Source organism: Holdemania sp. 1001302B_160321_E10 (genome assembly GCF_015552275.1).
Lineage (GTDB): Bacteria > Bacillota_I > Bacilli_A > Erysipelotrichales > Erysipelotrichaceae > Holdemania.
Window position 1 is genome coordinate 1 of the sequence record NZ_JADNEM010000002.1, and the last position, 21,814, is coordinate 21,814.

At 41.6% G+C, this 21,814-nt stretch carries 26 protein-coding genes and 1 pseudogene; all 27 read right to left on the bottom strand.

What is annotated here, in order from left to right; all coding sequences use genetic code 11:
- Window positions 1-767 (bottom strand): annotated as a pseudogene (locus I2D94_RS01055) (hypothetical protein); the annotation flags it as partial.
- A gap of 17 nt (window positions 768-784) precedes the next feature.
- Window positions 785-1,555, bottom strand: coding sequence for a hypothetical protein (locus I2D94_RS01060; RefSeq protein ID WP_195395306.1), 771 nt, complete (start codon window positions 1,553-1,555; stop codon window positions 785-787).
- 1 nt (window position 1,556) lies between these two features.
- Entirely contained in the window at window positions 1,557-2,036 is a 480-nt protein-coding gene (locus I2D94_RS01065; protein ID WP_195395307.1) for a hypothetical protein, read from the bottom strand.
- Window positions 2,037-2,097: 61 nt separating this feature from the next.
- On the bottom strand, window positions 2,098-2,460 hold the full coding sequence (locus I2D94_RS01070) for a hypothetical protein (protein ID WP_195395308.1): 363 nt from the start codon (window positions 2,458-2,460) through the stop codon (window positions 2,098-2,100).
- 5 nt (window positions 2,461-2,465) lie between these two features.
- On the bottom strand, window positions 2,466-2,879 hold the full coding sequence (locus I2D94_RS01075) for a hypothetical protein (RefSeq protein ID WP_195395309.1): 414 nt from the start codon (window positions 2,877-2,879) through the stop codon (window positions 2,466-2,468).
- On the bottom strand, window positions 2,879-3,049 hold the full coding sequence (locus I2D94_RS01080; protein WP_195395310.1) for a hypothetical protein: 171 nt from the start codon (window positions 3,047-3,049) through the stop codon (window positions 2,879-2,881). Before I2D94_RS01080 ends, I2D94_RS01075 begins: the two co-directional genes overlap by 1 nt.
- Window positions 3,043-3,321, bottom strand: a complete 279-nt coding sequence (locus tag I2D94_RS01085) for a hypothetical protein (protein ID WP_195395311.1) — start codon at window positions 3,319-3,321, stop codon at window positions 3,043-3,045. Before I2D94_RS01085 ends, I2D94_RS01080 begins: the two co-directional genes overlap by 7 nt.
- Window position 3,322: 1 nt before the next feature.
- Window positions 3,323-3,607: a PF13754 domain-containing protein gene (locus I2D94_RS18630; RefSeq protein ID WP_195395312.1), complete on the bottom strand. Its 285-nt coding sequence runs from the start codon at window positions 3,605-3,607 to the stop codon at window positions 3,323-3,325.
- Complete coding sequence (locus I2D94_RS01095) at window positions 3,607-4,488, bottom strand: Ig-like domain-containing protein (protein WP_195395313.1); 882 nt, start codon at window positions 4,486-4,488, stop codon at window positions 3,607-3,609. The genes I2D94_RS18630 and I2D94_RS01095 overlap by 1 nt, the downstream gene beginning before the upstream one ends.
- A gap of 14 nt (window positions 4,489-4,502) precedes the next feature.
- Window positions 4,503-5,003, bottom strand: coding sequence for a hypothetical protein (locus I2D94_RS01100; protein WP_195395314.1), 501 nt, complete (start codon window positions 5,001-5,003; stop codon window positions 4,503-4,505).
- The gene (locus tag I2D94_RS01105) at window positions 4,987-5,388 is read right to left on the bottom strand and encodes a hypothetical protein (RefSeq protein WP_195395315.1); all 402 of its coding nucleotides are present in this window, start codon (window positions 5,386-5,388) and stop codon (window positions 4,987-4,989) included. The genes I2D94_RS01100 and I2D94_RS01105 overlap by 17 nt, the downstream gene beginning before the upstream one ends.
- Window positions 5,342-7,594 carry a hypothetical protein gene (locus tag I2D94_RS01110; RefSeq protein ID WP_195395316.1) on the bottom strand — a complete coding sequence of 751 codons (2,253 nt, stop codon included), beginning with the start codon at window positions 7,592-7,594 and terminating at the stop codon, window positions 5,342-5,344. Before I2D94_RS01110 ends, I2D94_RS01105 begins: the two co-directional genes overlap by 47 nt.
- 2 nt (window positions 7,595-7,596) lie before the next feature.
- Window positions 7,597-8,001, bottom strand: a complete 405-nt coding sequence (locus I2D94_RS01115; protein ID WP_072684050.1) for a hypothetical protein — start codon at window positions 7,999-8,001, stop codon at window positions 7,597-7,599.
- Window positions 8,001-11,129, bottom strand: coding sequence for a hypothetical protein (locus tag I2D94_RS01120; RefSeq protein ID WP_195395317.1), 3,129 nt, complete (start codon window positions 11,127-11,129; stop codon window positions 8,001-8,003). Before I2D94_RS01120 ends, I2D94_RS01115 begins: the two co-directional genes overlap by 1 nt.
- Before the next feature lie 33 nt (window positions 11,130-11,162).
- Entirely contained in the window at window positions 11,163-11,444 is a 282-nt protein-coding gene (locus tag I2D94_RS01125; RefSeq protein ID WP_195395318.1) for a hypothetical protein, read from the bottom strand.
- Window positions 11,445-11,500: 56 nt separating this feature from the next.
- Window positions 11,501-11,956, bottom strand: coding sequence for a hypothetical protein (locus I2D94_RS01130; RefSeq protein ID WP_072684047.1), 456 nt, complete (start codon window positions 11,954-11,956; stop codon window positions 11,501-11,503).
- Window positions 11,956-12,666, bottom strand: coding sequence for a hypothetical protein (locus tag I2D94_RS01135; protein ID WP_195395319.1), 711 nt, complete (start codon window positions 12,664-12,666; stop codon window positions 11,956-11,958). Before I2D94_RS01135 ends, I2D94_RS01130 begins: the two co-directional genes overlap by 1 nt.
- A 14-nt stretch (window positions 12,667-12,680) precedes the next feature.
- Window positions 12,681-13,088 (bottom strand): hypothetical protein, encoded by a 408-nt coding sequence (locus I2D94_RS01140; RefSeq protein WP_072684045.1) that lies wholly within the window; start codon window positions 13,086-13,088, stop codon window positions 12,681-12,683.
- A complete protein-coding gene (locus I2D94_RS01145; protein WP_195395320.1) occupies window positions 13,085-13,621 on the bottom strand; it encodes a hypothetical protein in 537 nt (178 codons plus the stop codon). The genes I2D94_RS01140 and I2D94_RS01145 overlap by 4 nt, the downstream gene beginning before the upstream one ends.
- An 87-nt stretch (window positions 13,622-13,708) precedes the next feature.
- A complete protein-coding gene (locus I2D94_RS01150; protein WP_195395321.1) occupies window positions 13,709-14,077 on the bottom strand; it encodes a hypothetical protein in 369 nt (122 codons plus the stop codon).
- A complete protein-coding gene (locus I2D94_RS01155; RefSeq protein ID WP_195395322.1) occupies window positions 14,074-14,376 on the bottom strand; it encodes a hypothetical protein in 303 nt (100 codons plus the stop codon). The genes I2D94_RS01150 and I2D94_RS01155 overlap by 4 nt, the downstream gene beginning before the upstream one ends.
- A 3-nt stretch (window positions 14,377-14,379) precedes the next feature.
- Window positions 14,380-14,601 (bottom strand): hypothetical protein, encoded by a 222-nt coding sequence (locus tag I2D94_RS01160; protein WP_195395323.1) that lies wholly within the window; start codon window positions 14,599-14,601, stop codon window positions 14,380-14,382.
- Window positions 14,602-14,755: 154 nt separating this feature from the next.
- Window positions 14,756-15,778 carry a hypothetical protein gene (locus I2D94_RS01165; RefSeq protein WP_195395324.1) on the bottom strand — a complete coding sequence of 341 codons (1,023 nt, stop codon included), beginning with the start codon at window positions 15,776-15,778 and terminating at the stop codon, window positions 14,756-14,758.
- A gap of 3 nt (window positions 15,779-15,781) precedes the next feature.
- Window positions 15,782-16,381 (bottom strand): hypothetical protein, encoded by a 600-nt coding sequence (locus tag I2D94_RS01170; protein ID WP_195395325.1) that lies wholly within the window; start codon window positions 16,379-16,381, stop codon window positions 15,782-15,784.
- 105 nt (window positions 16,382-16,486) lie between these two features.
- Window positions 16,487-18,091, bottom strand: coding sequence for a phage portal protein (locus I2D94_RS01175; RefSeq protein ID WP_195395326.1), 1,605 nt, complete (start codon window positions 18,089-18,091; stop codon window positions 16,487-16,489).
- A 13-nt stretch (window positions 18,092-18,104) separates the two neighbouring features.
- Entirely contained in the window at window positions 18,105-19,829 is a 1,725-nt protein-coding gene (locus I2D94_RS01180; RefSeq protein WP_195395327.1) for a hypothetical protein, read from the bottom strand.
- A 1,519-nt stretch (window positions 19,830-21,348) separates the two neighbouring features.
- Window positions 21,349-21,669 carry a hypothetical protein gene (locus I2D94_RS01185; RefSeq protein ID WP_195395328.1) on the bottom strand — a complete coding sequence of 107 codons (321 nt, stop codon included), beginning with the start codon at window positions 21,667-21,669 and terminating at the stop codon, window positions 21,349-21,351.
- Window positions 21,670-21,814: the final 145 nt, after the last annotated feature.

Below are 21,814 nucleotides of genomic sequence, written 5' to 3' on the forward strand. Positions count from 1 at the left end.
CGACCATCTTTGGTAATGATTAAGCTATGATACTCTTTTTGTGCCGGCCGATCATCCCGGGTAAATCCTTGATTACGTCCATAAGTGATACCGTACTCTTTAGTACCTGGATGATTGTTAAAAAATGGCCAGTTAACCTTGCAGTAATGAATGTGGTCATCGTCGATTTTATCTATCGTTTCGGTTACTTGTCCTGGCAGCTGCAGCAGGCCAATATCCTGATCCGTCTTGCGTTTGTAGACATGGATCGTCTGGCCTTGCCATGCGATGCTTTGATAACCTGGTTTTAAATACATCTTGGATCCCTCCTCGTAAATTAAAAAAGGACACCTGAGCCAGTGTGTCCATGTGCCGCGGTACATCGCCGCGGACTTATCTTTGAATTGTGACTTGACGACGCAGCCGCCGACGGATCCCCATCGTTTAGCTGTGGCCTCGATGACCTGGCCGCCGCCGATGTAGATCCCGATGTGGCCCTGCTGCCAGACCAGCAGCCCGGGGATCTCCGGGATCGTGCTGATCGGCCCCTTGTCGGTCGCCCGGGCGTACATCTGATCAGCGTTGATATCCGGCGCCGTCTTACCGTAGTAGCTGGTATTGCCCGGGCCGTAGTCGTGCCACAAAAAGCACTTGATCAGGCCGACGCAGTCAAACACCCGGCGGCCAGACACGTCATAGCGGCCGATCCCGCCGAGTTGATAGATCGTCTTGCGGTTGAGCTGCTGCTCTGCCCATTGGCAGAGATCAGCAGGTGATGTGTAGTCCATCTGATCACTCCCCTCTTTTATTCATACCAAATTTCCTTAATTTTGATTTGTTTATTAAGGCAGTTAAAACTCAATCGTTGGCCAGTATATCCAGTAAATGATGAAAAATCCAAACCAACAATTTTTAAGCAATTATATGCTGTCCCGCCAGAAAAAACCGCGCATGCTTCTTTTAAAACGTTGTTACCATTAATCGCATAAATCCATAAACGAGTGCCATCATTAGAAGCAGCGTTATCATTAAACGCAGATAACATTAAAGTCTTATCTTGTAAGTCTTCAATAGCAAAATCTAAAGATACATTTCCGGACGATGTAATATAGCCGCCGTCAATAAAAACACTACTTGTCAACTGTATGCGAGGATCAATTTCTCCGTTTCTAAATAAATATTGTTTATTAGTTTTAGGGGTGTTGGATTTAGCTATAAACGTCAGCTGATATCCAATACCATTACCGCCAACCGATCCGCTTGTCATGTAGAATTTGATTGATTTAATTTTATCATTAATTGTGATTACCGCATTTTCGCCACCGACAACTTTACTGTTTGTCACGGAGTAGATCGTTTTACTTGTACCATCTTCCAGCGTAATCGTTACGGTCACAGTGGCTGCATAGTCAGAAAAGCTACGAAACCATGATAAATAAACTTTATCAACGTAAACAGGTTTGTCAAACGTCCTTGATCCGCTAATACTCCCCGGGGATTGTCTGGCATCAAAAAGGTTGATGACTTCGTAATTTGAGGAATTAGTTGTCAATATATTTCTACTGAAATTCGACATCTTAATCACCGACCTTTTCGAGCCAAACTTTGCTCACCCACATATAGGAGGTGCTATACCCATTCATTTGTAAAGCGAACTTAATCATATCATTAGTTAATGGCAGCGCAATAATTCTTTGCATATCCCGATTATTGCAGTTTTCGTCAGAAAAACACGATCCATTTTTATCAGCATAGAATTCGCCGCGTCCTCCATTGTCACTTGAATATCCTCTCGCTTTATACTCAAAGAAAGCATAATCATATTTATTTAGCACATCAGCTGATAAGCTATTCTTAGGTTTCCATCCTTTTCTACCATTTCCGCTTCCACCTATATACAATGAATTTTCTCGAATATCTGCTGTATAACTTCCTCCGTTGCCTTCAACGTAATTTGTCCATCCGCCAGTTACATCACTGCATTGATCTCCGTCCTTGAACAGATAAAGTCTTTTTGCGCCGCCAGAAGACGGGAGAATATTTCGGCAGAATCCCATCAGTAACACCTTCTTCCAAAGGTGTTCAGAAAGTGCGAAAACCCTTTTAAATAAGGAGTTTTTACGCCCCCCCCCCCGATTTTTTTACACCTAATGCCATACCCTCAATATACCGGTCATGGCCGCCATTATCATTGGTCATACGGACATATCGGGCATCCACAAAGCACTTCCCGTTGTTAATTGTAGTCCAATTAGTACCATCAGCGGAGTATTCAGTTTTGTGCTTGTTTCTAACAAATTCATGAACATTGGATGTCACAGTAAGACCATAAGCATAAGTGCCAATCAGTGTTACAATTTCCCCAAAATCAAGTGTAAATGAAGGGTTGTACTGCCACGTTCCCGCGCTATTCATCAAGCACACAATTTTGTCAGATTTTAGGCCAGTCGCTACTTGCATGATGTTTTTACAAAATCCCATTTTCTTCATCCTTTCTTGCACTTAAATGCGGTAAGTGCGGTCCCGTTTTTGTTGCTGTCGGCATAGATCCGCAGCTTGTTGGCTGTCACTTTGATGTATGGGCCGATGCCCTCCACATTAGCTGGCCACATCGGCTCGATGATGTCGTCAGCAGCACAGGTGTAGGTGACATCAGTAAACCACGGATAGCTGAGTGCCGGATCCGCCTCTTGATAATCCGGATCCAAGCTGGCTACGTTATCCGCGGTCAGCTGGGTCCAAGTTGCGGTCGCCGCAATTGTAAAGCCAGGAAGATATTTTGACGTCGCGTTGTAAATCGCATCGTCAATCTTGTCAAAGTTGCTGTTAAATACCGTATTATCCGCCAAATCAGAATCCGCCGGCTTTGACAAGCTGTAATGCGTTGTTGAGGTTGCCACTACTTAACCACCCCCTTAATCTGCGCCCAGGTGTACTTTTTGATGTCCGCCCACTTGGCTTTTTTTAGTTCCGCCCAGGTCATTTTTGATGTGACCTCGACGGTCACAATAAAGCGTTCGCCGGTGTTGACGACGGTCTTGGATATGGTAGGATTGGCCACTGTCAGCATTTTACGATCACCCCATATCTAAAGATAAAAGTTTCCGGCCCAACCACGCATTTAATGTCCAACCGATAAAATCCAGGATCCGGAGGTTCAAGCTGGCAAGACACAACATATTTTTCGTTGTCTATTTTGCAATCTCCAGTTAGCACTTCCACTTCATCTAATGTGAGTTTATATGTAGCTTCCTTGACTACAAAATGTTCTCCTTTTGTGCTCTCAAGTTGTAAAGATACTACCTTATTTTCACCAATAATATAGGCCGGATTTGTAACCATGCTATCCTCTCCTTTCCATTGTTGGCATCAACTTCGCTGTAATATTTTGAGATAACAGCACTGCTCGATAAGGGCTTGGAATCAGCCTGTATGTCAGCTTACTGGAATCAAATAAAATCTTATACGCCGTGTAAAAGCTTGGATTTCCAGCATCGTCCTCAGCGTATAAGTCAATAACCAGCTCGTAGGAATCAGGAAAAGGGATCGTGGCAGTCCACAATCCCCTTGAATCCTGTTTAAACTCTACAAAGTATAAGCCGGCGTTACCGTAAACTCGGGTGACCATCAGGCATCTGTGACCTCGACGGTGATCGTAATCGTGCCGCCGGTATTGACCGGATCTGGAGTAACAGTGATCGCGCCGAAGACCGGAGCAACAGTGTCCAAGACGACCGTGCGGGTGACCTCGGAGTATTTACCAGCGGCGTCCGTCGAGCGTACCACGATGGCGTTGCTACCCTCTTTGAGAGTTAACGCCTTGCTGAAATTGCCGCTGGAATCAACCGTGATCGCGCCTTGATCCGTTCCGTTAAGTGTGATCTTAACGGTTACAGGACTGGATGTCGCGTCAGAGGTCTTGCCTGTGATTGTGCAAGCGGCCTTGTTGGTCGGCGTAGTCGGCTGGCTTACTGTCAGTTCCGGCGGCGTAGTGTCTTGCTTGTAGGTTACACTGGCCGCTGCCGATGTGTTTCCGTCATTGTCGCTGCAGCTTGCGGTAATCGTATGGCTGCCGTCCGTCAATGCCGTCTTAGGCGTATAACTGAGATCGACACCACCGGATACATCTGTCAGGGTGTAATCCGCCGCGGCTACTGCGGTATTGTCCACTTTTAAGACAATCGACGATTTCAGGACACCGGATCCAGCATCCCGGAACTGTGCCTTGATTTCCGGTTTGTTCGTAACCACGGTAGAACCGTTGGTCGGCGCTGTGATTGCCGCTGTCGGCTTAACAGTTTCCTTAACACGGATCGTCTTTGAGGTATCTGACTTAGTGTTTCCGGCTACGTCCGCCGCCGTAAAGGTTAACGGGTAGACGTGGTTGTTCTGCCCCCAAGACGTTTCGCTCGGGGCCGTGATTGTTGCCTCGTATTTTTTTGATGTTGAATTGTAGGTTAAATCGTAACTCTGCCCGTTGAGTGTTACTTTTACACTTTTTATTGCCAATTAAATCATCCCTTTCATGATGCAGTATTTGATTTCTTCTGTGTATATTGGTATGCTCGCAACTGAGTCCCGGACATATCAGCATTGCAGTAAATTCTTAATTTGCCAGCCGATACTCTGATAGAGTTTCCCAAACATCCCAATTCAGCGGTGTCAATATCCCATTCAGGATAGACTTCATCGTCTTCATCGCAGTCAAAATCAATATCTGTAAAATATGGATATTTTAGACTGGGATCTGGATTTACCTTTGGGCGAGGATCTAAAGTTCCTACATTTTCAGCCGTGAGAAGTGTCCAAACTGCGGTTGATGGAACAATGATTTCAGTTTCGTGTTTAACCCCTATCGCAAGGCAAATACTGTTTGCGTCTTTTGCCGCGAAGGTATCGCCCTGCTGAACATAATCCGTTTTATCCTCAAGAGAAATGGTTCCGTCCGGATTTTCAACAAGAGTATATTTCCTTGAGCCAGAGAATATATCGTCTTTGTAATTCGTTTTAAGCGTATCGATCACCCCCTAATCTAAAAGAGAGGCGATGACGTCCTCTTTTTTGATTTTCCAATAATTCCTTCATTTTTACCTGAAATGTCTCAATGCGATTTAGATCTGCGGAGCTAATGTATTTATTGTTTGGATAATACGTGTTGGTATCTTTATGCTCCGGATATTGGAAGGTGTTTGCATAAATTGCATCGATATCTCTTTCTATCGCATTCCAAATACTCGCGTAGGGTAAATCTGAATACGTTTTATCTTGTCCAAGAGCAACAATTCCAAATTCCGGATATAATTCGTATGCCAGGTTAATTAAATACTGCATATTATTCTTTATCCGGTTGTAATCAGAAACATTAATCTTGTCCTCGATATCCCAATTTATCTTCGGTTGCGTCCACATAAACTCTCCTTCCTTTAATCTTTCCGCTGTATGCGTTCTGGTTGTAGGTAACCTCATTGTTCATGATCCGGAAAGGCATTCGATCATTAAACCTGTTTTGAATATAAATTATATCGTTACTATCAACGCATGGATCTCCACGCCAATTGAACTCATATTGCTTGTTTTCAAACACATAATCACCAAGCCATTTTGCCATGAGCTTCGCCTGTCCAACACCATCTACAAGATCGTTGCTGAAATACTTATCCGTTCCCTTTTCATGTACCATCCGACCGACATTCACGTAACTTAAAGCAAACTTCTTTCCGTAAATATGAGCTGTAGAATCTTCGGTTACCGCAGCGTATTGAATCTTTACATAATAGCTTCCACATTCAATCAGAGTGGCGTTTTCGACCCGGATATCATATCTGGGTTCATCAAACGTAATCGTCTCATAGAGGCCCGATTCCGTCGATGAGAAGTCGACTGATGATATTTCTTCCTCGACACCTTGTTTTGCGAAACGTGTCGCCGTAACATACAGTGTCTTAATTTTTTCTTCAACTGTTCCTTTTGGCGTTTTCTCAATGTACTCTCCAAAACTGATGTAATAATCCGAAAGTTCACCGAAACTGATTCGATTTACATAGATATGCTGATTCCCTTCAGACGTTTTCAAAAAACGCAAGATAACCTTATCGAACTTCTGCCAACTGCGGTTACAGTTAATGAAAGAGGATGCGTTTGTATATTGCTTTGCTTCCACTTGTTGCCCTTTTAAATAGGTGCAAACCTCAAATTCAGACGCAATCGTATTTCCAAACTCTAAGATAATTCCCATAGTCACAAGGCCAGACTCAAGGTTAATCGTTATTTCAGGGGCCTTTGTAAAAGATCCTGATGAATCAGACATTGATCGCGATACATACGCGATATCAATGTAATCTGAATTTTCCGGAAGAAAGAAACTTTCTTGATCTGTTTCGTTATTTCCGAATGTTGCATAGTGATTATTCCACCCTTTTTTTAGTAGGGATACATTGCTGTATGGAGCTTTATCCTCAGCGGAAAATGAATAATCCGGAATAAAATTAGTATTCAGCACGAGCACTCCATTGGCATCATAAGAAAGATATCCCCGGCCGGCATTCGCAATCATTTGAAGCGCTTCAGCGTGTTTACAAATTGGGATGGGATTATGTGTGAGAATTGTTTTGTAGTAATCATCTATTGCATATTGCCAAGGGTCCAATCCCATATCCGTCACAACATCAATAAACAGATCATACAGAGAGCGTCCTGAATCGCTGTAAATTCCTTTAAAATAGTCAGCGTCGAAAAAGTTGAGTAAACCCTCAAATTTAAAATTTGCCGTATATTGTTCAGCGGACCAGGTTTTGAGCTTTGCAGTCGCCATATTAAACCACTCCCATGATCCACTTTTTAGTTGATATCCAAAGGCCAGACGACCATCCTGCTGTTCTTCCAAAAAATTGATTCTGGATGACGGGTTTTCAAGATCATATTCATAATCTTTATTGATGATATCCATAGACATATCTACCGTTGGAAGCTTGTTTGAAACTGGATTGGTATAGGTTTTCAGCGTCATTTTTTGAACAACACTGTCATCATAAAGAACACCTACGCCAAACATCATATAACGCAGTCTCAACCTGGAATGTGGTTTACTCATTTTTGTAAAGTGAATAATGAAATGATCACGAATACCGTTAAAAACGCTGGATTCTTCCGCAAAAAAACCTGATGCATTGCTGAAATCTTTTGTCCCTTCATCCCACGTTACTGAGAAATTTGTAGGAAAAGAATAATCACCAAAATCAAAAGTCAATCCTTTCACTTCAAGCGGTTGAACTTCCTGTGGAAAGGAAAAATCGATAGTAACATCAATATTTCCTTCCGCATCAGAAAGCGCATCGACAATATAGCCATTAAATAAAACTTCATCAATATCCCCTTCCGGAGGAAAAAACAACAATCCGTTAGCTTGGGCATGATCCTTTTCAAAAGAGGCGTAAGGGAAATTGATTTCCCGATCATCGAAAATTTCTGCGTCAGAAATGAAATAATCGCTTGGATTTATGATGCTTGCATTGGTTTGCGCATCAATACTCACAACACCAATTGATACTCTCACCGCAAACATTCCGCGGACAGGCTGATTGATTTCTTCGCGATAAGCTTTGCTTGTCATTTTCATAATCAATACCCCATGTCGATTATATTTACGGTACAGTTAATATAGCTTAGTGGTTTTGCCACTGAATACGACACACTATCCCATTCATACGGAGTTGCGCTGGCATCACCAAAATAAAACCTTCTGGTAATAATACGATTTTCATATTCATCCCAAAAGGTTAAATTCACTTCAAAATTTTCTACATTTCGGATAATCCACTGCCATTCATCATAGGTTAAATAGCTCCATTGAACGGAATCGTATTTCCGCATCCTACGGTTGATTTTCTGAGCAACGACTTCCGCTCGGCCGTTGCGTTTACTATCAACGAGCTGCGACCCGACAATCTTGAGCTGCCCCATCGGAATTGGGGCGGGGATGCCATTAAACAACCACACTGGTGCAGATCCATAGTTTTTATTCATCAGTCAATCCCCTCCAATCCGAAGTTATAACCTCTATTCTTTTTGATTTTCTGCTGGTTACGATAAATCGATTCGCCGTCCAGTTCAATCGTTTGATTCAAGTTAATATCTCCACCACTGTCAACAGCCGCCATTGCCTCCATTACACCTCGCTTGATGCCTTCGATAATCTGTTCCTGATTCGCGACAGTTGTCTGAGAACCAATTCTGCCTACCAACTCAGGTATACCATCTTCGTTGGCAAAGAAGATATCTGCACGATCTGGAAAACCACCCTCGGCATAGCCATACATAGAATCGGCGCCGGTCGATCCTCCAGAAACGGATTTTGGCCCGACTCTGTCAAGGATGATATGTTGAAGCGTTGGCAATGTACAATCAGCCAGCCACGCTAAACTTGAATGAAGTTTAGAAGCGCCAATGATTAAACCATTGATAAAGTTTAAGAAACCATTGATTCCGTCAATGATCATATTGAGCAATCCTTCAAAAACCGTAATGATGATATTCATGATCCCGGTAAAGATATCACCAAGGCCGCTCCAAGCCATCTTCCAATCAGCTGTAAATATACCGGTGATAAATTTGATTATCCCTTTTAGAATGGTGATAACTGAGTCAATAACACCCGTGACTGTTTTAACGATACTTTCAACTACCCCTAGAATGGTATCAACAACACCGATAACCGTTGGTGCAAGGAGTTCGATTAACCATGAAATGAGTGGTGCCAGAACGTTATTCCAGAGATCAAATAGGGATGTCACTACAAGACCAATAAATCCAGTCAGGTTTATTACAAGATCTTTAAAACCATTTTCCCACAACCAGCTCAGCTTTTCCTTAACCAAATCGATAATTGGACTGATGACTTGTTCCCACAGCTGGGTTCCAAGAGCTTGAATCGTTGTCACAAATATATTAAATTTTTCAACGATTGTATCAATGATCTGTCCAACAAAATTACGGAAATTCTGGCTCGTGTTGTAAAGGTAAATGAAACCTCCAACTAGAGCGGCAAAGAACGCCGCGATAAAAGCAGGGCTGGTAACAAAGGCTGAAATAAACTGAACGAATGGCTGCATAAACTGAATGAAAGGTGCAAACAGGTTTGCGAACTCCGCTGAAATAAGCCCGACAGTTGATGATATTCCAGAGAAAGCAGCTTTTAGTCCGGCAAGCTTGGATGTCAGTATCGTAACCGCCTTACTATTCAAAAGACCGTCCATTAAACCTTTCCCAGCGGATCCTACCGCCTTACCAATTTTTGAATTTTTAACAAGGCTCCCAAGGTTTGAGAAGATTCCACTCAAACTTTTTTTGAGCGTATCAAAATGGAATAACTTATTCCAATCGATTTTTACTCCGCCAGTCTTTCCAAATAAATCTGCAATATTGAATAACCCCTTGAAAAATTTGTTATCCCCTGAAAACAATTCGATGAAACGTCTAAGTGGCGTCGATAAAATCCAACCTGCAATGATTGCGCCAGCGATTTTTAAACCAGTTATGATTCGGCCAATGTTTGTTGGCCCATCTCTCAAAATCCAAGAAATAGAACCGTCATCATTGAGGATTTTATCAAATCCCAGCCAGTCCATGATTGCATCCCGGATCTTCTCGGCTTTCATTTGAACGTCGCCCATCAAGCTGTCATAGTCCATTAAGCCAGCAAGAATTCGATCATCAATGCCCATACCCCCAAGATCAGCGCTGGATCCACCCGTGTCCTGCGAAAAGGTATTAAGTTCATCAATTCCCATGGCGTTCATGTTGTCTACTGCTTTTTCAAGATCTTCTACTTTGGCAGTTGCGTCCTCAGCGCTATCGCCATATCCATCCAGAATATTTCCAACCCCGGAAGATCCTGAAGAATTAGGATTATAACCAAAGAAAATAGCCACCATTTTTGCCAGCTCTTTTAGAACCATGACCACTGCATTAATGTACGGAAGTACCTTTTCCAATGCTTGATAAAAGATACCACCCACCCATTTTGTCAGTTCTTTAAATTGCTGTTGAAGAACTCTGATCTGATTTGCTGCATTCTCGATCGTTCGTGCATAGTCGCCCATAGCGCTCGAATTTGCCATCTGCTGCTGTAAAGTATAGATGATCAATAAACGCTGTTCCATTTGCGATAATGTACGAACCGAACGATCATAAATACCTAATTGCTGTAAGCTTTCCTGCAAGGTTGCTTGAGTAATATCGTAACCTGACGTTGAACGAATTGGACGAACCTGTTTGGTCAGGGCTGCCTGAAATTTCGTCATTGAAGATTCAATAGAGGTGTTATACAAAGAGGCATAATCGACGGCCATCATTGACAGCGTCTCTGACAGTTTTTCTGCTGTCTTTGCACCCAACCCTCCGATTGAATTCATCATATTCATGAATGTAGCCTGGTACTTCATGGTTTCAGTTGTTGCTAAACCATACGCCTCTGCGATTTTGTTCTGAAACCTGTTGGCCGATTCATAAGCTTCTCCCATTGCTCTTGCAAAGTAATTTTCGGTTTCAACGTAATCAATTGCATTATTAACTATATTTGCAAAGCTTTGTCCGAGCTGCTTTGTGTAATTTAAAAACCAATAGATCTTGCCGATATTAAACATTCGCTTTAATAAAGACGGTGATTTCTTGGCTTCTTTATTTACATTTGAAATAGATTTTTCTACATTTTTTAAATTGCTTTTTTTATTAAGCTGGTGCATCGCAGCTTCAAAAGCGATCAGTGATGACTCCGCTTCTTTAAGCATTGCAAGAAACGGTTGAATTTGCGTTGCCAACGTTGTAAACACTTCGCCGATTTTGGAAGCGTCAATAGCCGCAATGGACTCCATAGTCTTCGGAATCTTACGAAGTTGCTTAATTGAGCTTTCAACATTCACATTGCTTAGCGCATTTACAAATTCCGCCATTCTTTGACTTGCGGCTTGAATTGCAGAAAGATCCACTGACTTTAAACGTTCGAAAACTTCTGTCATATGTTCTACTTTTTTTGTAATTGCCGTAACACTTCTGTTAAGCCGGCCGACAACGTCAATCACTTTCTGTAATGATTCCTCGCCTGAATCAACAGCTGTTTTAAGTTGCAAACCGATATCGGCATCATAACCTCCCACTATTTCTACCTCCTTTCCTTTTTAGAAAAACGGTTAATAGAATTGCATTAAACGTTTTCGATATTCACAATCTCTCTTCTTACTATCCGCCTTTATCTCAAGTTCTTCTTGTTTTTCTCTGAGATCAAATGGCATGGAAGGATACGCAAGTTTTTTATGTCCTTTCTTGCTCAAGGCGTTGCTTACAACCGTACTGACGGCGCTATAAATATACAAACCATTCAGCCAGGCTGTCATATTAAGACGATTGTAATAAGCTTCAACGTAAGCGTAGATAAGATTACAATCGTCATACCAAAAAGCATCGAGATCCATCCCGACTTCAATCGCAAGCGGAAGTAACGTTTTATTGCAAAATTCCGCAAAAGTTTTTACTTGGCTTCTTTGCTCTTTGTGGACACGAACGTGTGAAACTGAACCTTGCTTTCTTTGTACTCTTGCATCCGCGCCACTTTTGTAAAAACCTCACTTACGATATCTGTCATCGCATTAAACGTTTCCTCATAACCGTACTTTTCTGATGTGACATCGATGATTTCATTCCATTTGTCTTCGTTCATTTCATTGCGATACCGTCTATCATTTTTCAATAAAATGTACCCGATATCAAAAACATCATCATCTTGCAGTTCATCTAAGTGAGGAATAAGTACAGGCATAAATTCGCGCATTCCTTCTTCATCATCGGACTTGAGCTTCGAAACGACCTCGGCAACTTCTGGAATTTTCAAAAATTCCGTATCTTTTTTTTCAATTTCAATTCGCGCTTTATTTGAAAGGCGGAACTCAAATTCGGATCCGCCTGCATCACAAAATTTAACAGTCATTATGCAGCGTCCTCCTCTACAATTACGTGAATTGTTGTAACCCACGATGCACAGCCTTCTTTAGCTGCTTTTAAACTAATGACAGCTGATCCGGCCGCGACACCTGTAACCATCAATTTCTTTCCTGTTACAGTTGCGCTTGCACAACCAGATGCATCGCTCTCGGCCGTAACCGTGGCATCGGCAGGATCCGTTTCGATTGTAACCTCATACTTTTCGCTTTTTTTAAGTACCAGCGTTGGTTCAATCGGTGACGCAAACTTTGCGGTTTGCTGCAACAGATCAAAGCAATCGTCGATAAAACCAAGATCCTCCGAAGGAATGATCTTCATCGTTCCTTTAAGAGGATCGCCCGACGTTGCATCGCTCTGAGCGATAGACACCGTTCCGTTATAACGATAACCGGTATAATCAGGATTAACTACAAGAAACTCGGTCGTCTTTCCTTTGAGTTCTTGTAAGCGCCGAATTGAATCGCGATGCACAAAAAATTCTGATTCTTTTTCGTCAAGAGATGCTTTGCCTTCGATCTTTCCGATGAACGGTACGGTTGTTACGTCAATATCAATGGATCCGGCAGCTGCAGAGGCAACTGGAACGGTTTCCAAAGGTAAGACGATGGAGAATTTCCCAGTCGCGTTCTTAGAATACAAAGCGCAACCAATGCCACTTTTTGCGCGATTCTCGGGGAATTGTTCATAAAACTTCATATTAACTTCCTCCTTCAATAAAGACGACCTCGATAGTCGTCTTGTTTTGCGTTAAATCTCATTGTGATTCGATAGAGGTCTTTATCAATGTTTGGCGTAGGCCGACAGCTTATTCTATGCAATCCCGCTGCAATCATAAATTTATCGGTCTCATCAGCCAACGACCAAGCGACCATGACATTTTCAATACTAACCCCATCCAATTCAATGTCAGGTGCGTAGATGTTTACTTCGTAATCAGATTTTGAATAAGTCACGCTTCGATCTGTCGAAATTGTATCCAGCGAATTGTCGATCATTTCCAAAGTGATTAAAGGATAATTAGAACCATTTGCTTTCTTCAGAACAACCGGCTGATATTGTGTCGATTCCATTAACCGTTTGTACGCAATAAAAATGTCTTCATGCACTTGTGTATTCATATCCCCAAAGCATCCATCCTTTCCTTCATTACATTGAAATAAATTTGTTTATAGATAGCAAGATAATCGTTGACCGCATTGTAAAGAAACCTGTGAGCAGGCATACCCGCAGTGAAATGTAGCTTTCCGGCTTTATCAAGATAGTACCACCCTTCTTCTCCGTGTCCGTTCGTGTCATATTGCCATCCATCTGATCCTGCGTTGGGATGGGGATCGCTGGCACCGACAATACCAGTTCCGTATTCAACAAAGGCAGAATAACCGCAATGGGAAATTAGAGTTGCCAGCGTCTTTCCCTCATAAATCACTTTGTCAGGACCAAATTCATTGAGAAGGGTTCCAGTCACTTGATAAATACCATTTCCTGTTGTTTCCTCAATGTTTTTTTGAATTCGTTCGCAAATAAATTCCATAGAGCGATGAAGGAATATATCATTGATATTACCAAGTTCCTTCTTCAAAGCGATTAACTTTTCTTTCGCTTTTGCCGTTGAATCGGGAGAAAGATTAAACTCGATCTTTGCCAGCTGCATTTTTTTGATTTACAACATTTTCTTTAAGCAGATCCCAATCACCGGTCCCCAAAAAGTCTTTGACGAACTTTTCGTCTACACTTTTAACTACATTGTTCTTTTTATTCCGGATTTTAACTTCACGCATTTTGTCACCTTCTTTTCTAAATAAACGACAGCTTTCAAATTACCTGGACGAACTCCTACAACCTTGTAATCGGCATCTGCTGGTGGAGTATCATAAACCCAAGCATCATCCCCTTCGGCTATATCAGAAATCAGGTGATAATCGACAACAGTTTTCAGCATTCTGAACACACGATCACCATACTCTTTGATCTCTAGTTCGCCAGATACTGGGGATAAGCTTAATCTGTATGCATCAGGACTTCTATACGTCTTTCTTTCAATACCCGTTGAGGTATCGGTACTCATAACATGCGAAATAAAAACAGATTTATTGCGAATGATCGTCACTTCGGGACACCCACTTTCGGCGTGAGTTCTCTAATTAGTCCACTTGAGAGCTGTGTTCGGTCAAAGCTGACCGTGTAGTTATTTTCTGAATATGCAAGCACAGATGACATGCCGCTGCGCTCAATAAATTCAATAGCCGCACGATAAACCCAATTTTTATACTTTGGCATTAAATTGGATATATCATCTTTTTTAAGCTCTGAAAGAACAAATAACGCAGCTTCGATGGCATCCTCAATATCCAGTAAATCTATATAAGGGTATTTTTCAGACAATCTCGCGATCAGCTCATTTTTCACACTTTACTCCTTTCTTTTTCTCCGCTTTTTTTCAACAGGATCTGAAGGTGGTTCATCCTCAGGCTGCTGTCCGTCTTCGGATTGCTGTCCGTCCTCATCGAGCGTATTTTGTACTTGAATGATATAAGGATTGAAGCCAACGCTGGATATACTTTTGTTTGATTTCTTGACAACCTTTTTATTGACTTCGTCCCAAGCGTCAATTTTTTTGATGCCAAGTCGCATACGCATTTCCTCTTCCGTATAGATACACCCAATCGTTGTTTTAACTGGTAAAGGGTTATCTTTCAGAATGAAGACTTTGAATGCATCAATTTGGATTGGATATGCCCTTTCGCCGTCATAGCAAAAGGGCATTCCATTGATAAGAATAAACATATTAACCGTTAGTATACAGGAAAGCCAACGGGACGTTTTTGTGATTGAAAACCAGCTTCCAGTTATTCGGATTCTTTAACTCCGCATCTGTCGGAGATTCTTTTTCGATATTATCTGGAATAATAGATAAACCGTTTGGATGTAAGACTCTGCCCTGCTTTGTGTACAGCATTTCAACGCCGCCTGAAGTTTCCGGGTCATAGTCAACATAATACGGCATATCCAGTTCTCGTGGGCAAGTTAAGAAAGTTCCTTCACCGGCCATGATTGTCTTGTATTTTGGATAGCCTGCGACTGATGTGTCCACTGTTCCGCGATCATCAACGACGATGATCTTGCCGTTGTAAGTCGGAAGATCAACGGTATCAACAATTGCTCCTGGAATTGTGTACTTGCTAAAGTTAATCAGCTTCAGAATGGATAGACGTGTATAAACGGTCGAATGCATGATAACTAAACGGAAACGGTCCGCCATATCGCCAAGAGCCTTCTGGCCTAATTCAATCAGCGTTGTTTCACCGATTTTATTAGATTCTTCAATTGTTCCCTCTGTTTTTGCAAGATTGGTTTTATGTGTCTCCAGACCAGCTACTCCCTCAACGCCTTCCATAATTGCCATTAAGACATGCTGCCAAGTTTGCTGATAGTAATCTCCAACCTTACGACCAATATCGCCAATCGGATCTGCCCCGGTCAGCTCATGTGTGAAATCCTTAGCTTTCCACGCCTTCATTCTCAAGGTGGACATAAAAGTTTGCTTCTTGCCCAATGTTTCAATCGGCGTGTTATCTGTCATGCCGTCGTAGTTTAGCGCTTCGTTTCCTTCTTCTTCGTAGTCCATAGGAACATATAAAGGCATAGTTCCGACGTTGCCGCTTGTTCCGATCAAAGATCGAATTGTATTATCTTCCCGAATAATGCCGGAAGCGATAATTGCTGTTTTTAAATAAGACGGTTCCGATACATAACCGGAAAACACTTCCGGATCGAATGGAAATCCGCCAAAAGTACCTGTTCTTGGCATAGATTATTTTCCTCCTGTAAATTTCTTGTATACGTCTGGATGTTTTTCTTTCAATTCCAGACGCTGCTGATAATTCATTTTTGCAAAATCTTTCGCTGTGATTTTGTCTACCTCAAGTCCACCCTCTCCGGCCGGTGTAGGCGGTCTTTTAACACTTTCCAATTTCAGTGCCGCGATCTCATCGTCTTTCGCCTTTAACCGAGCCGCAATGACGGCGCCAAACCCTGATACAATTCCTTCAACGTCCACATCAGCAACCGAATCCCTCAAGCTCTCGATTTCATCAACTGAGAATCCGTTTTTAAGCAGCGCATTCTCCAATTTCAAAGCACGGGTTGCTTTCTCTGCTTCTTCTCGTTCGTCTCTTTGGCGAGCGGTTTCATCAAGGTTCGCTCTATACTTCTTTTTGATTTCAGCGAGTTCTTTCGCTGTTTTGTCAAAAGCTGACTTTGGCACTGTGGGTTCTACCGGTGGTTCTTGATCGCCAGGTTCATTTGGATCCGATCCACCATCAGGTTTAGGTGCAGGATCTGCTGGTTCTGCAAATTGCTGGATGTTGAGTTTGATTTTCGATCCTCTTTGGATCATTTCCTGTAAAGACATAATTCCTCCTGCGTTTTAAAGACTTCTCTGTCTCTTTAATTTGCGTTTTAAAGACTTCTCTGTCCCTTGCGTTTTATTGTCTTCTCTGACATATAAAAAATCGGACTACTCTTCTTCACCCGATTTCTTAACTTTATCGTTTTCTTCTCCAGTTTCTTGTTCTTTCTGCTTATCAGCAAGCTCAATGGCTTCCTGTTTCGATTTTTCGATTTGATCTTCCCATTGCTGACAAACCTCATGAATGCCAGACACAAGACCAATCGCATTTAATGCAGCCTCTTTCGGGAAATTCATCGCAATCAAATTGGACAACGACTGTGTTTTTACCAACAAGTTATCGCTGTTTGTTCGGTTGAACGAAATCTTAATATCTTCTGGGTAAATTTCGTTGATCGGGCAAGCCGGATCCATCTTACAAATAGCAAGCATAACGTCGAGATCCTGATTGATACCTTTGATGATTGACTTTTCGTCTTGCTTTGCAACGATGTCCGCTCGGGTCCATCCTCCGCCAAGCAATCGCGCCTGGCCTGTATCACCACCGGAAGTAAATGTCCCGGAAGCGCGCGGGACGCCTACGATGTCATAGGCAACCGTAATAAGAGCCTCATATTTCGCGAGGACGTCTGCTTGATTAAGGGCGTTAACCAAATATTTAACGTCCGCAGGGCGTGACGGATCGTTTGAATTCACTTCCAAAGCACCCGCTTCTAATAAATCTTTTAATCGCTTAATATCCACTTCTTGGTTATAAAACACCAAGAGCGAATTAACAAAATCTACGATATTATCAACACTGTTTGAAGATATTAGGTTAACTCCATTGAGAATAGTTTCTACAACTTCGATGATCCCCAATTGGGATTTATTCAGATCATATTCGACGATCGGGCACACTCCAATAGTATTTTTTCCTTCACTTTTTAATTGAGCGATCCCCATAGGCGTGTAATCATATTCCAAAATTAGATCGTCCGTATAAATAGTAAGCGTATACTTTCGATCGTTAATATCGGAAGACGGTTGCTTTGATATCACACCGCCAAACAATTTGTCATGACCAATTGCCGTAGAGTAGACCACAAAAGATTCCTCGAATTCCAAGTTTTCAGTGCGAAATGGGACCTTAACTTTCTTTCTGTTATACTTCTTTTCATGTTCTTTTAGCGGCAGTGTGATTCTTCGGGCTGTGCCGGCAGTGTAAAGGCATTCTGCCAGATCAATGTTTTTAGAATCGTAGTCACAAGCTCGGAGAATCTTTGAAAACTCAGACAATTCTTGGGGACAGTCACTTTCCGATTCCATCGACAGTTTTACGCCATCGCCATACTGATATCCCTTTTTAAATTCAACCATTGAAAAGGCGTGGTTTTCAACAATGATTGTATTTCCTTTGTTTGCCTCATCATATAAACGTTGCTTCTTGAGAATCTCCTGGTCGCCTCTGTAAATTCCGTGAAGATGCCGATATTCAGTCACATTTTCCTGATGACACGCCATGATATGATTGATATATCGTCCTATATTTTCTGGTGTTAGATTGTTCTTTTCCAATGGGATAACAATCCTTTTTCGGCCGAAGTGAAACCTTGAGCCTAAAGCGTCAATCTTGCTCTGAATTTCTTCCTGCGTGGGATCTGTTATTTCCTCTGGTGGAATATCTTGAGATGGATCCTGAGGACTTGGGGATGGATTTATTTCTTCTGTCATAATTCAGTCCTTTCTAAATACCAAGCTTCCGCCGATTAATTGACTTAGGCTTAGACATTTTCAATAAGTTATCGATAAACTGCTGAATAAACAACACTATAGAATCGATCGCGTCATCGAATTTATTCGGATAATCAAAGCTATATGACGTTATTGAAGCCATAGCTTTTCCCATATCTGTGCTTTCTGGGTATAACCCCTTTTTTGGATAGACGATCGAATTTCTGACGGATCCCTGATGATTGCTGATGCGCGACTCTTTGTTTTCTGTTGAATACTTTTCGATAATCGTGCATTTGTAATAGCGCCGTTTCCTCAAACGTTCATCTAAGACCTCTTTCAAGCTTGTGTCAGTATTGTTTTCGATTACAATCTGTAAAACATTATTGCTGATGATTTTCTCAACGATATCGTCATATAGTTCTTTCATTGACTTTTTCTTGTAAAGAAAATCAACAAGGTAATATCGATCATCACCTTTATATCTGTTAAAAATCGGCATAGAAACATAGTTTTTTCCGCGGCGCGCCGGGTCCAGTGAAGCATACACAGTTTCCAGTTCAAGCTTCGGCAATCGCTCATATTGTTGAAGAGCTGACCATGTGAATCCCAACCCTTCCGGCGCAATTGGATTCTGCTGATAAACGGCCGCCCATAGATAATCGCTCATTTCCCTTTGCTTTTTCATCAATTTTTTTGTTGAAAAGCGCAAAGGACAGGTTGATTCGCCGTTTTCGTTCAAAGCAGGAATACTGATAAATGCCATTTCGTCAGATGCAATCGTAAACTTCCGGTTATCATCTTCCACCATCTGGCAATCATCAGAATTGACTTCACGATCATAAACCACATTCAACAGGTCTGTGTGAGCCCACATGGTTCCCAAAAGACATATCTTCTGCGAATCGTCATCGGCACGAGATGTCCAATCCGAATCAAAACGATTTACCAGTTGTGCATGAAGCGTAGTGTTGCTGGATTCAATTTCACCTTTAAGTAAGTCGTCAATAATCAGATATTTAGCTCGTTTTCCGGTTGATTGTCCGTCGCGAGTGACCGCGAAAAATTGATTCTCGTCTTCGCAATCACACATGACAAAGGAATAATTGTCATCATTTTTAAATCGAGGCTTGCCAGCGTACCGAGGAAAAATTTCTTCAAACGCTTTTGATTGAATAATAGCTTTCGTCTGCCGGGTTGTCGTTTTAACGAGGTCATCCGAGTACGTAATTCTCAAGATTGTTGCGTTGGGATCGTTACCGACAATACTGGCAACCAAAAGATTGCCGAAATACGATTTTCCAAGCCCAGGCATACATGAAGCGCGAAGCATCAAGAATTGTTCTTCGTTGACAAACTTCGATCCATAAAAAAACACTGGCTCCATTGTTTCCAGTGTCTTATCCCAGATTTTTTTTGTTTTCTGCGCTTCCACGTATAAGGCCATATTTGCCATGATTCTTCGTGCTGACATTGCGAACAAATGCCTGTATAGATCAAATAATTTATTCGCAATCAGGACATCCCGGCATCTATCGATCGCTTCTTGAACTTTTTTCAGAACGTTATCGTTGATTTCGTAGCAAATATTAACTTGCCCCTGTACATCAGATTCTTCATAAAGCTGATACAACGCCATGTAGAGGTTTGTTGTCACTTTATACATCATCGGAGAATCCCGAACTTTCACTTGCTTAAACAATTTCATATATGCCTGAGCTGCTTCTTTATAGTTCACGGTGACTAACCACCCCCTTTCTAAATTAAATAATCAGAACGTTACTAAGCAGTCCTCCACTATCACGCCATCGTCCAAAATTTCAGGTATGGACCGATCTTGTTCTTTAATCGTAATCGTCGCGATAAAAATTCTTGTTCGCCCGATAAAGATGCTCTGAATCGAAACGATCTGGTCTACCGTGACATATTCGCCAATCGTAAGATCCGCATTCGTATAAATGTTCAGATACAGAAATCCCGTTCGCCTTGAAGATTTCTTTGTTGTAGAAGCTGCGTACAGATTAATGTCCAATGCTTGACACATAACTCTCCGGCCGTGCTTGTCTTCCACAATTGCTATGGGTACAGACTTCGTGGGATCATCCCTATACGTTTTCCACGGATATAATTTAATTTTTGTTCCTGATTTAATCATTTCTTGTCCCTCGTTCTATTGATTTCTGTATTTCCTTTAATGTCTTTCCCAGTTCATGGATTTCTTTAATCAGCTGGGAAATTTGTTTTTCTAATGCCGTCATTGAATGACTCCTTTCAAAATGTTTATGTGTGGTGAAATGGGGTAACTAGACCCCCGGGCGTCGATTGGACAATAGGGAAGGGGCACGTCATATGAAAAAGCCTTTAAATAAGGCTTATTTGACTATCTGAAGTGTGCAATAAACGAACGTTTAATGAACACGATCATTGATCGACCCATGAAACACCATGAGGAAATGGCGCATCCTATGCCATACCTTACGCATATTTAAGTTTAAACTTTTAAATTAATGAAGCCTTATTAACTGTCGTTACATCCCTTATCATAATCACTCTCATAACGCCTCACAGCATCACATGAGCTCATATTAGCGTAATCATGTACGAATACATAACGCCTATATAAACGATGCCTACAAGCACGTAGGAACTCATGAAAAAGCGTCTATCATAATAATAAATATAAAATCTTTATTATTTATATTTCTTTAATATACAATACATAATTTTATATACTAAATAGAATATAAGTTTAAAGTATTATTATATATATACATATCTAGCAGCACGGACAACAAGAAGGCCTCACAAGCTCCAAGAAGCAGCCCAGACGCGACAGGCACACTAAACAGAAGCCCGATCCCTGATCGGAAAGGAAACGCGCCTTATATTGGCTCAGACAGCGTTATAGACCGCCTACATCCAAGATATTCAGTACATCAAGCAATAAGAGAAAACGTTAAACGCTGTACAGCCTATTTAAAAGCCTTTACAGCAACAAACGAAGAAAACAAGTAAACTATAGCCACAACGCGCAAACGTCGCCAGAACAGCCATTTACACAAGTCAGAGGGGCTAGATATGTAAATTAGTTAATAATCATAAACAGATCTAATAAATATAAAGCATAATCGACAATCGGTGAGAGCGTAAAAAAAGACAGCCCGTTATAAGCTGCCTTTATTTATTGAGCCCAACCAGCGCCGCCAGAAACCAGAAGCAGAACCAGATCGGGAAGAAGATGACCATCAGAACACCCTTTATAAGCTTTCCCATGGCTTCACCTCCTCTCTTACTGTACCATGTTTATCTTCTCCCTTCATTAAGTTCTTAGCGATCTTCGCCACATCTTCGGCCATTTTCCTAATTTCAGGATCATCTATACTGCTCTTCCAAGCTCCATAAGAACTTAGATCTTCCGACATTTCCCAGAGCGCGACGCCTGCCGACGTTTTGTCATCGCACCAGAATAAACCGTCTTTTTTTATCAACTTAAAAATTGATGGGCTGTGATAGCGTTTATACTCCGAATCAGAAACAAATAAATCAGTCCACATATTACAATCGGATACATCAATCATAATAACAGCGTGACCATCCCAACCGTTATAGTCCGCTATTGCTTTATAGATGCCTGGAAAGGCTTGCTCTATTTAAATATACCATCGAAAATCCTAAATATCAAGAATTTCCTAACTATTAAATAAGAAAGAGGTGATATTTTGT

Bases quoted from the DNA above. Each gene is read 5' to 3' on its own strand.
- I2D94_RS01060 (WP_195395306.1), bottom strand. From the start codon at position 1,555: ATGTCGAATTTCAGTAGAAATATATTGACAACTAATTCCTCAAATTAC.
- I2D94_RS01065 (WP_195395307.1), bottom strand. From the start codon at position 2,036: ATGGGATTCTGCCGAAATATTCTCCCGTCTTCTGGCGGCGCAAAAAGA.
- I2D94_RS01070 (WP_195395308.1), bottom strand. From the start codon at position 2,460: ATGGGATTTTGTAAAAACATCATGCAAGTAGCGACTGGCCTAAAATCT.
- I2D94_RS01080 (WP_195395310.1), bottom strand. From the start codon at position 3,049: ATGCTGACAGTGGCCAATCCTACCATATCCAAGACCGTCGTCAACACC.
- I2D94_RS01085 (WP_195395311.1), bottom strand. From the start codon at position 3,321: ATGGTTACAAATCCGGCCTATATTATTGGTGAAAATAAGGTAGTATCT.
- I2D94_RS18630 (WP_195395312.1), bottom strand. From the start codon at position 3,607: ATGGTCACCCGAGTTTACGGTAACGCCGGCTTATACTTTGTAGAGTTT.
- I2D94_RS01105 (WP_195395315.1), bottom strand. From the start codon at position 5,388: ATGTGGACGCAACCGAAGATAAATTGGGATATCGAGGACAAGATTAAT.
- I2D94_RS01110 (WP_195395316.1), bottom strand. From the start codon at position 7,594: ATGAAAATGACAAGCAAAGCTTATCGCGAAGAAATCAATCAGCCTGTC.
- I2D94_RS01115 (WP_072684050.1), bottom strand. From the start codon at position 8,001: ATGAATAAAAACTATGGATCTGCACCAGTGTGGTTGTTTAATGGCATC.
- I2D94_RS01125 (WP_195395318.1), bottom strand. From the start codon at position 11,444: ATGGATCTCGATGCTTTTTGGTATGACGATTGTAATCTTATCTACGCT.
- I2D94_RS01130 (WP_072684047.1), bottom strand. From the start codon at position 11,956: ATGACTGTTAAATTTTGTGATGCAGGCGGATCCGAATTTGAGTTCCGC.
- I2D94_RS01135 (WP_195395319.1), bottom strand. From the start codon at position 12,666: ATGAAGTTTTATGAACAATTCCCCGAGAATCGCGCAAAAAGTGGCATT.
- I2D94_RS01140 (WP_072684045.1), bottom strand. From the start codon at position 13,088: ATGAATACACAAGTGCATGAAGACATTTTTATTGCGTACAAACGGTTA.
- I2D94_RS01145 (WP_195395320.1), bottom strand. From the start codon at position 13,621: ATGCAGCTGGCAAAGATCGAGTTTAATCTTTCTCCCGATTCAACGGCA.
- I2D94_RS01160 (WP_195395323.1), bottom strand. From the start codon at position 14,601: ATGCGACTTGGCATCAAAAAAATTGACGCTTGGGACGAAGTCAATAAA.
- I2D94_RS01165 (WP_195395324.1), bottom strand. From the start codon at position 15,778: ATGCCAAGAACAGGTACTTTTGGCGGATTTCCATTCGATCCGGAAGTG.
- I2D94_RS01170 (WP_195395325.1), bottom strand. From the start codon at position 16,381: ATGTCTTTACAGGAAATGATCCAAAGAGGATCGAAAATCAAACTCAAC.
- I2D94_RS01175 (WP_195395326.1), bottom strand. From the start codon at position 18,091: ATGACAGAAGAAATAAATCCATCCCCAAGTCCTCAGGATCCATCTCAA.
- I2D94_RS01185 (WP_195395328.1), bottom strand. From the start codon at position 21,669: ATGATTGATGTATCCGATTGTAATATGTGGACTGATTTATTTGTTTCT.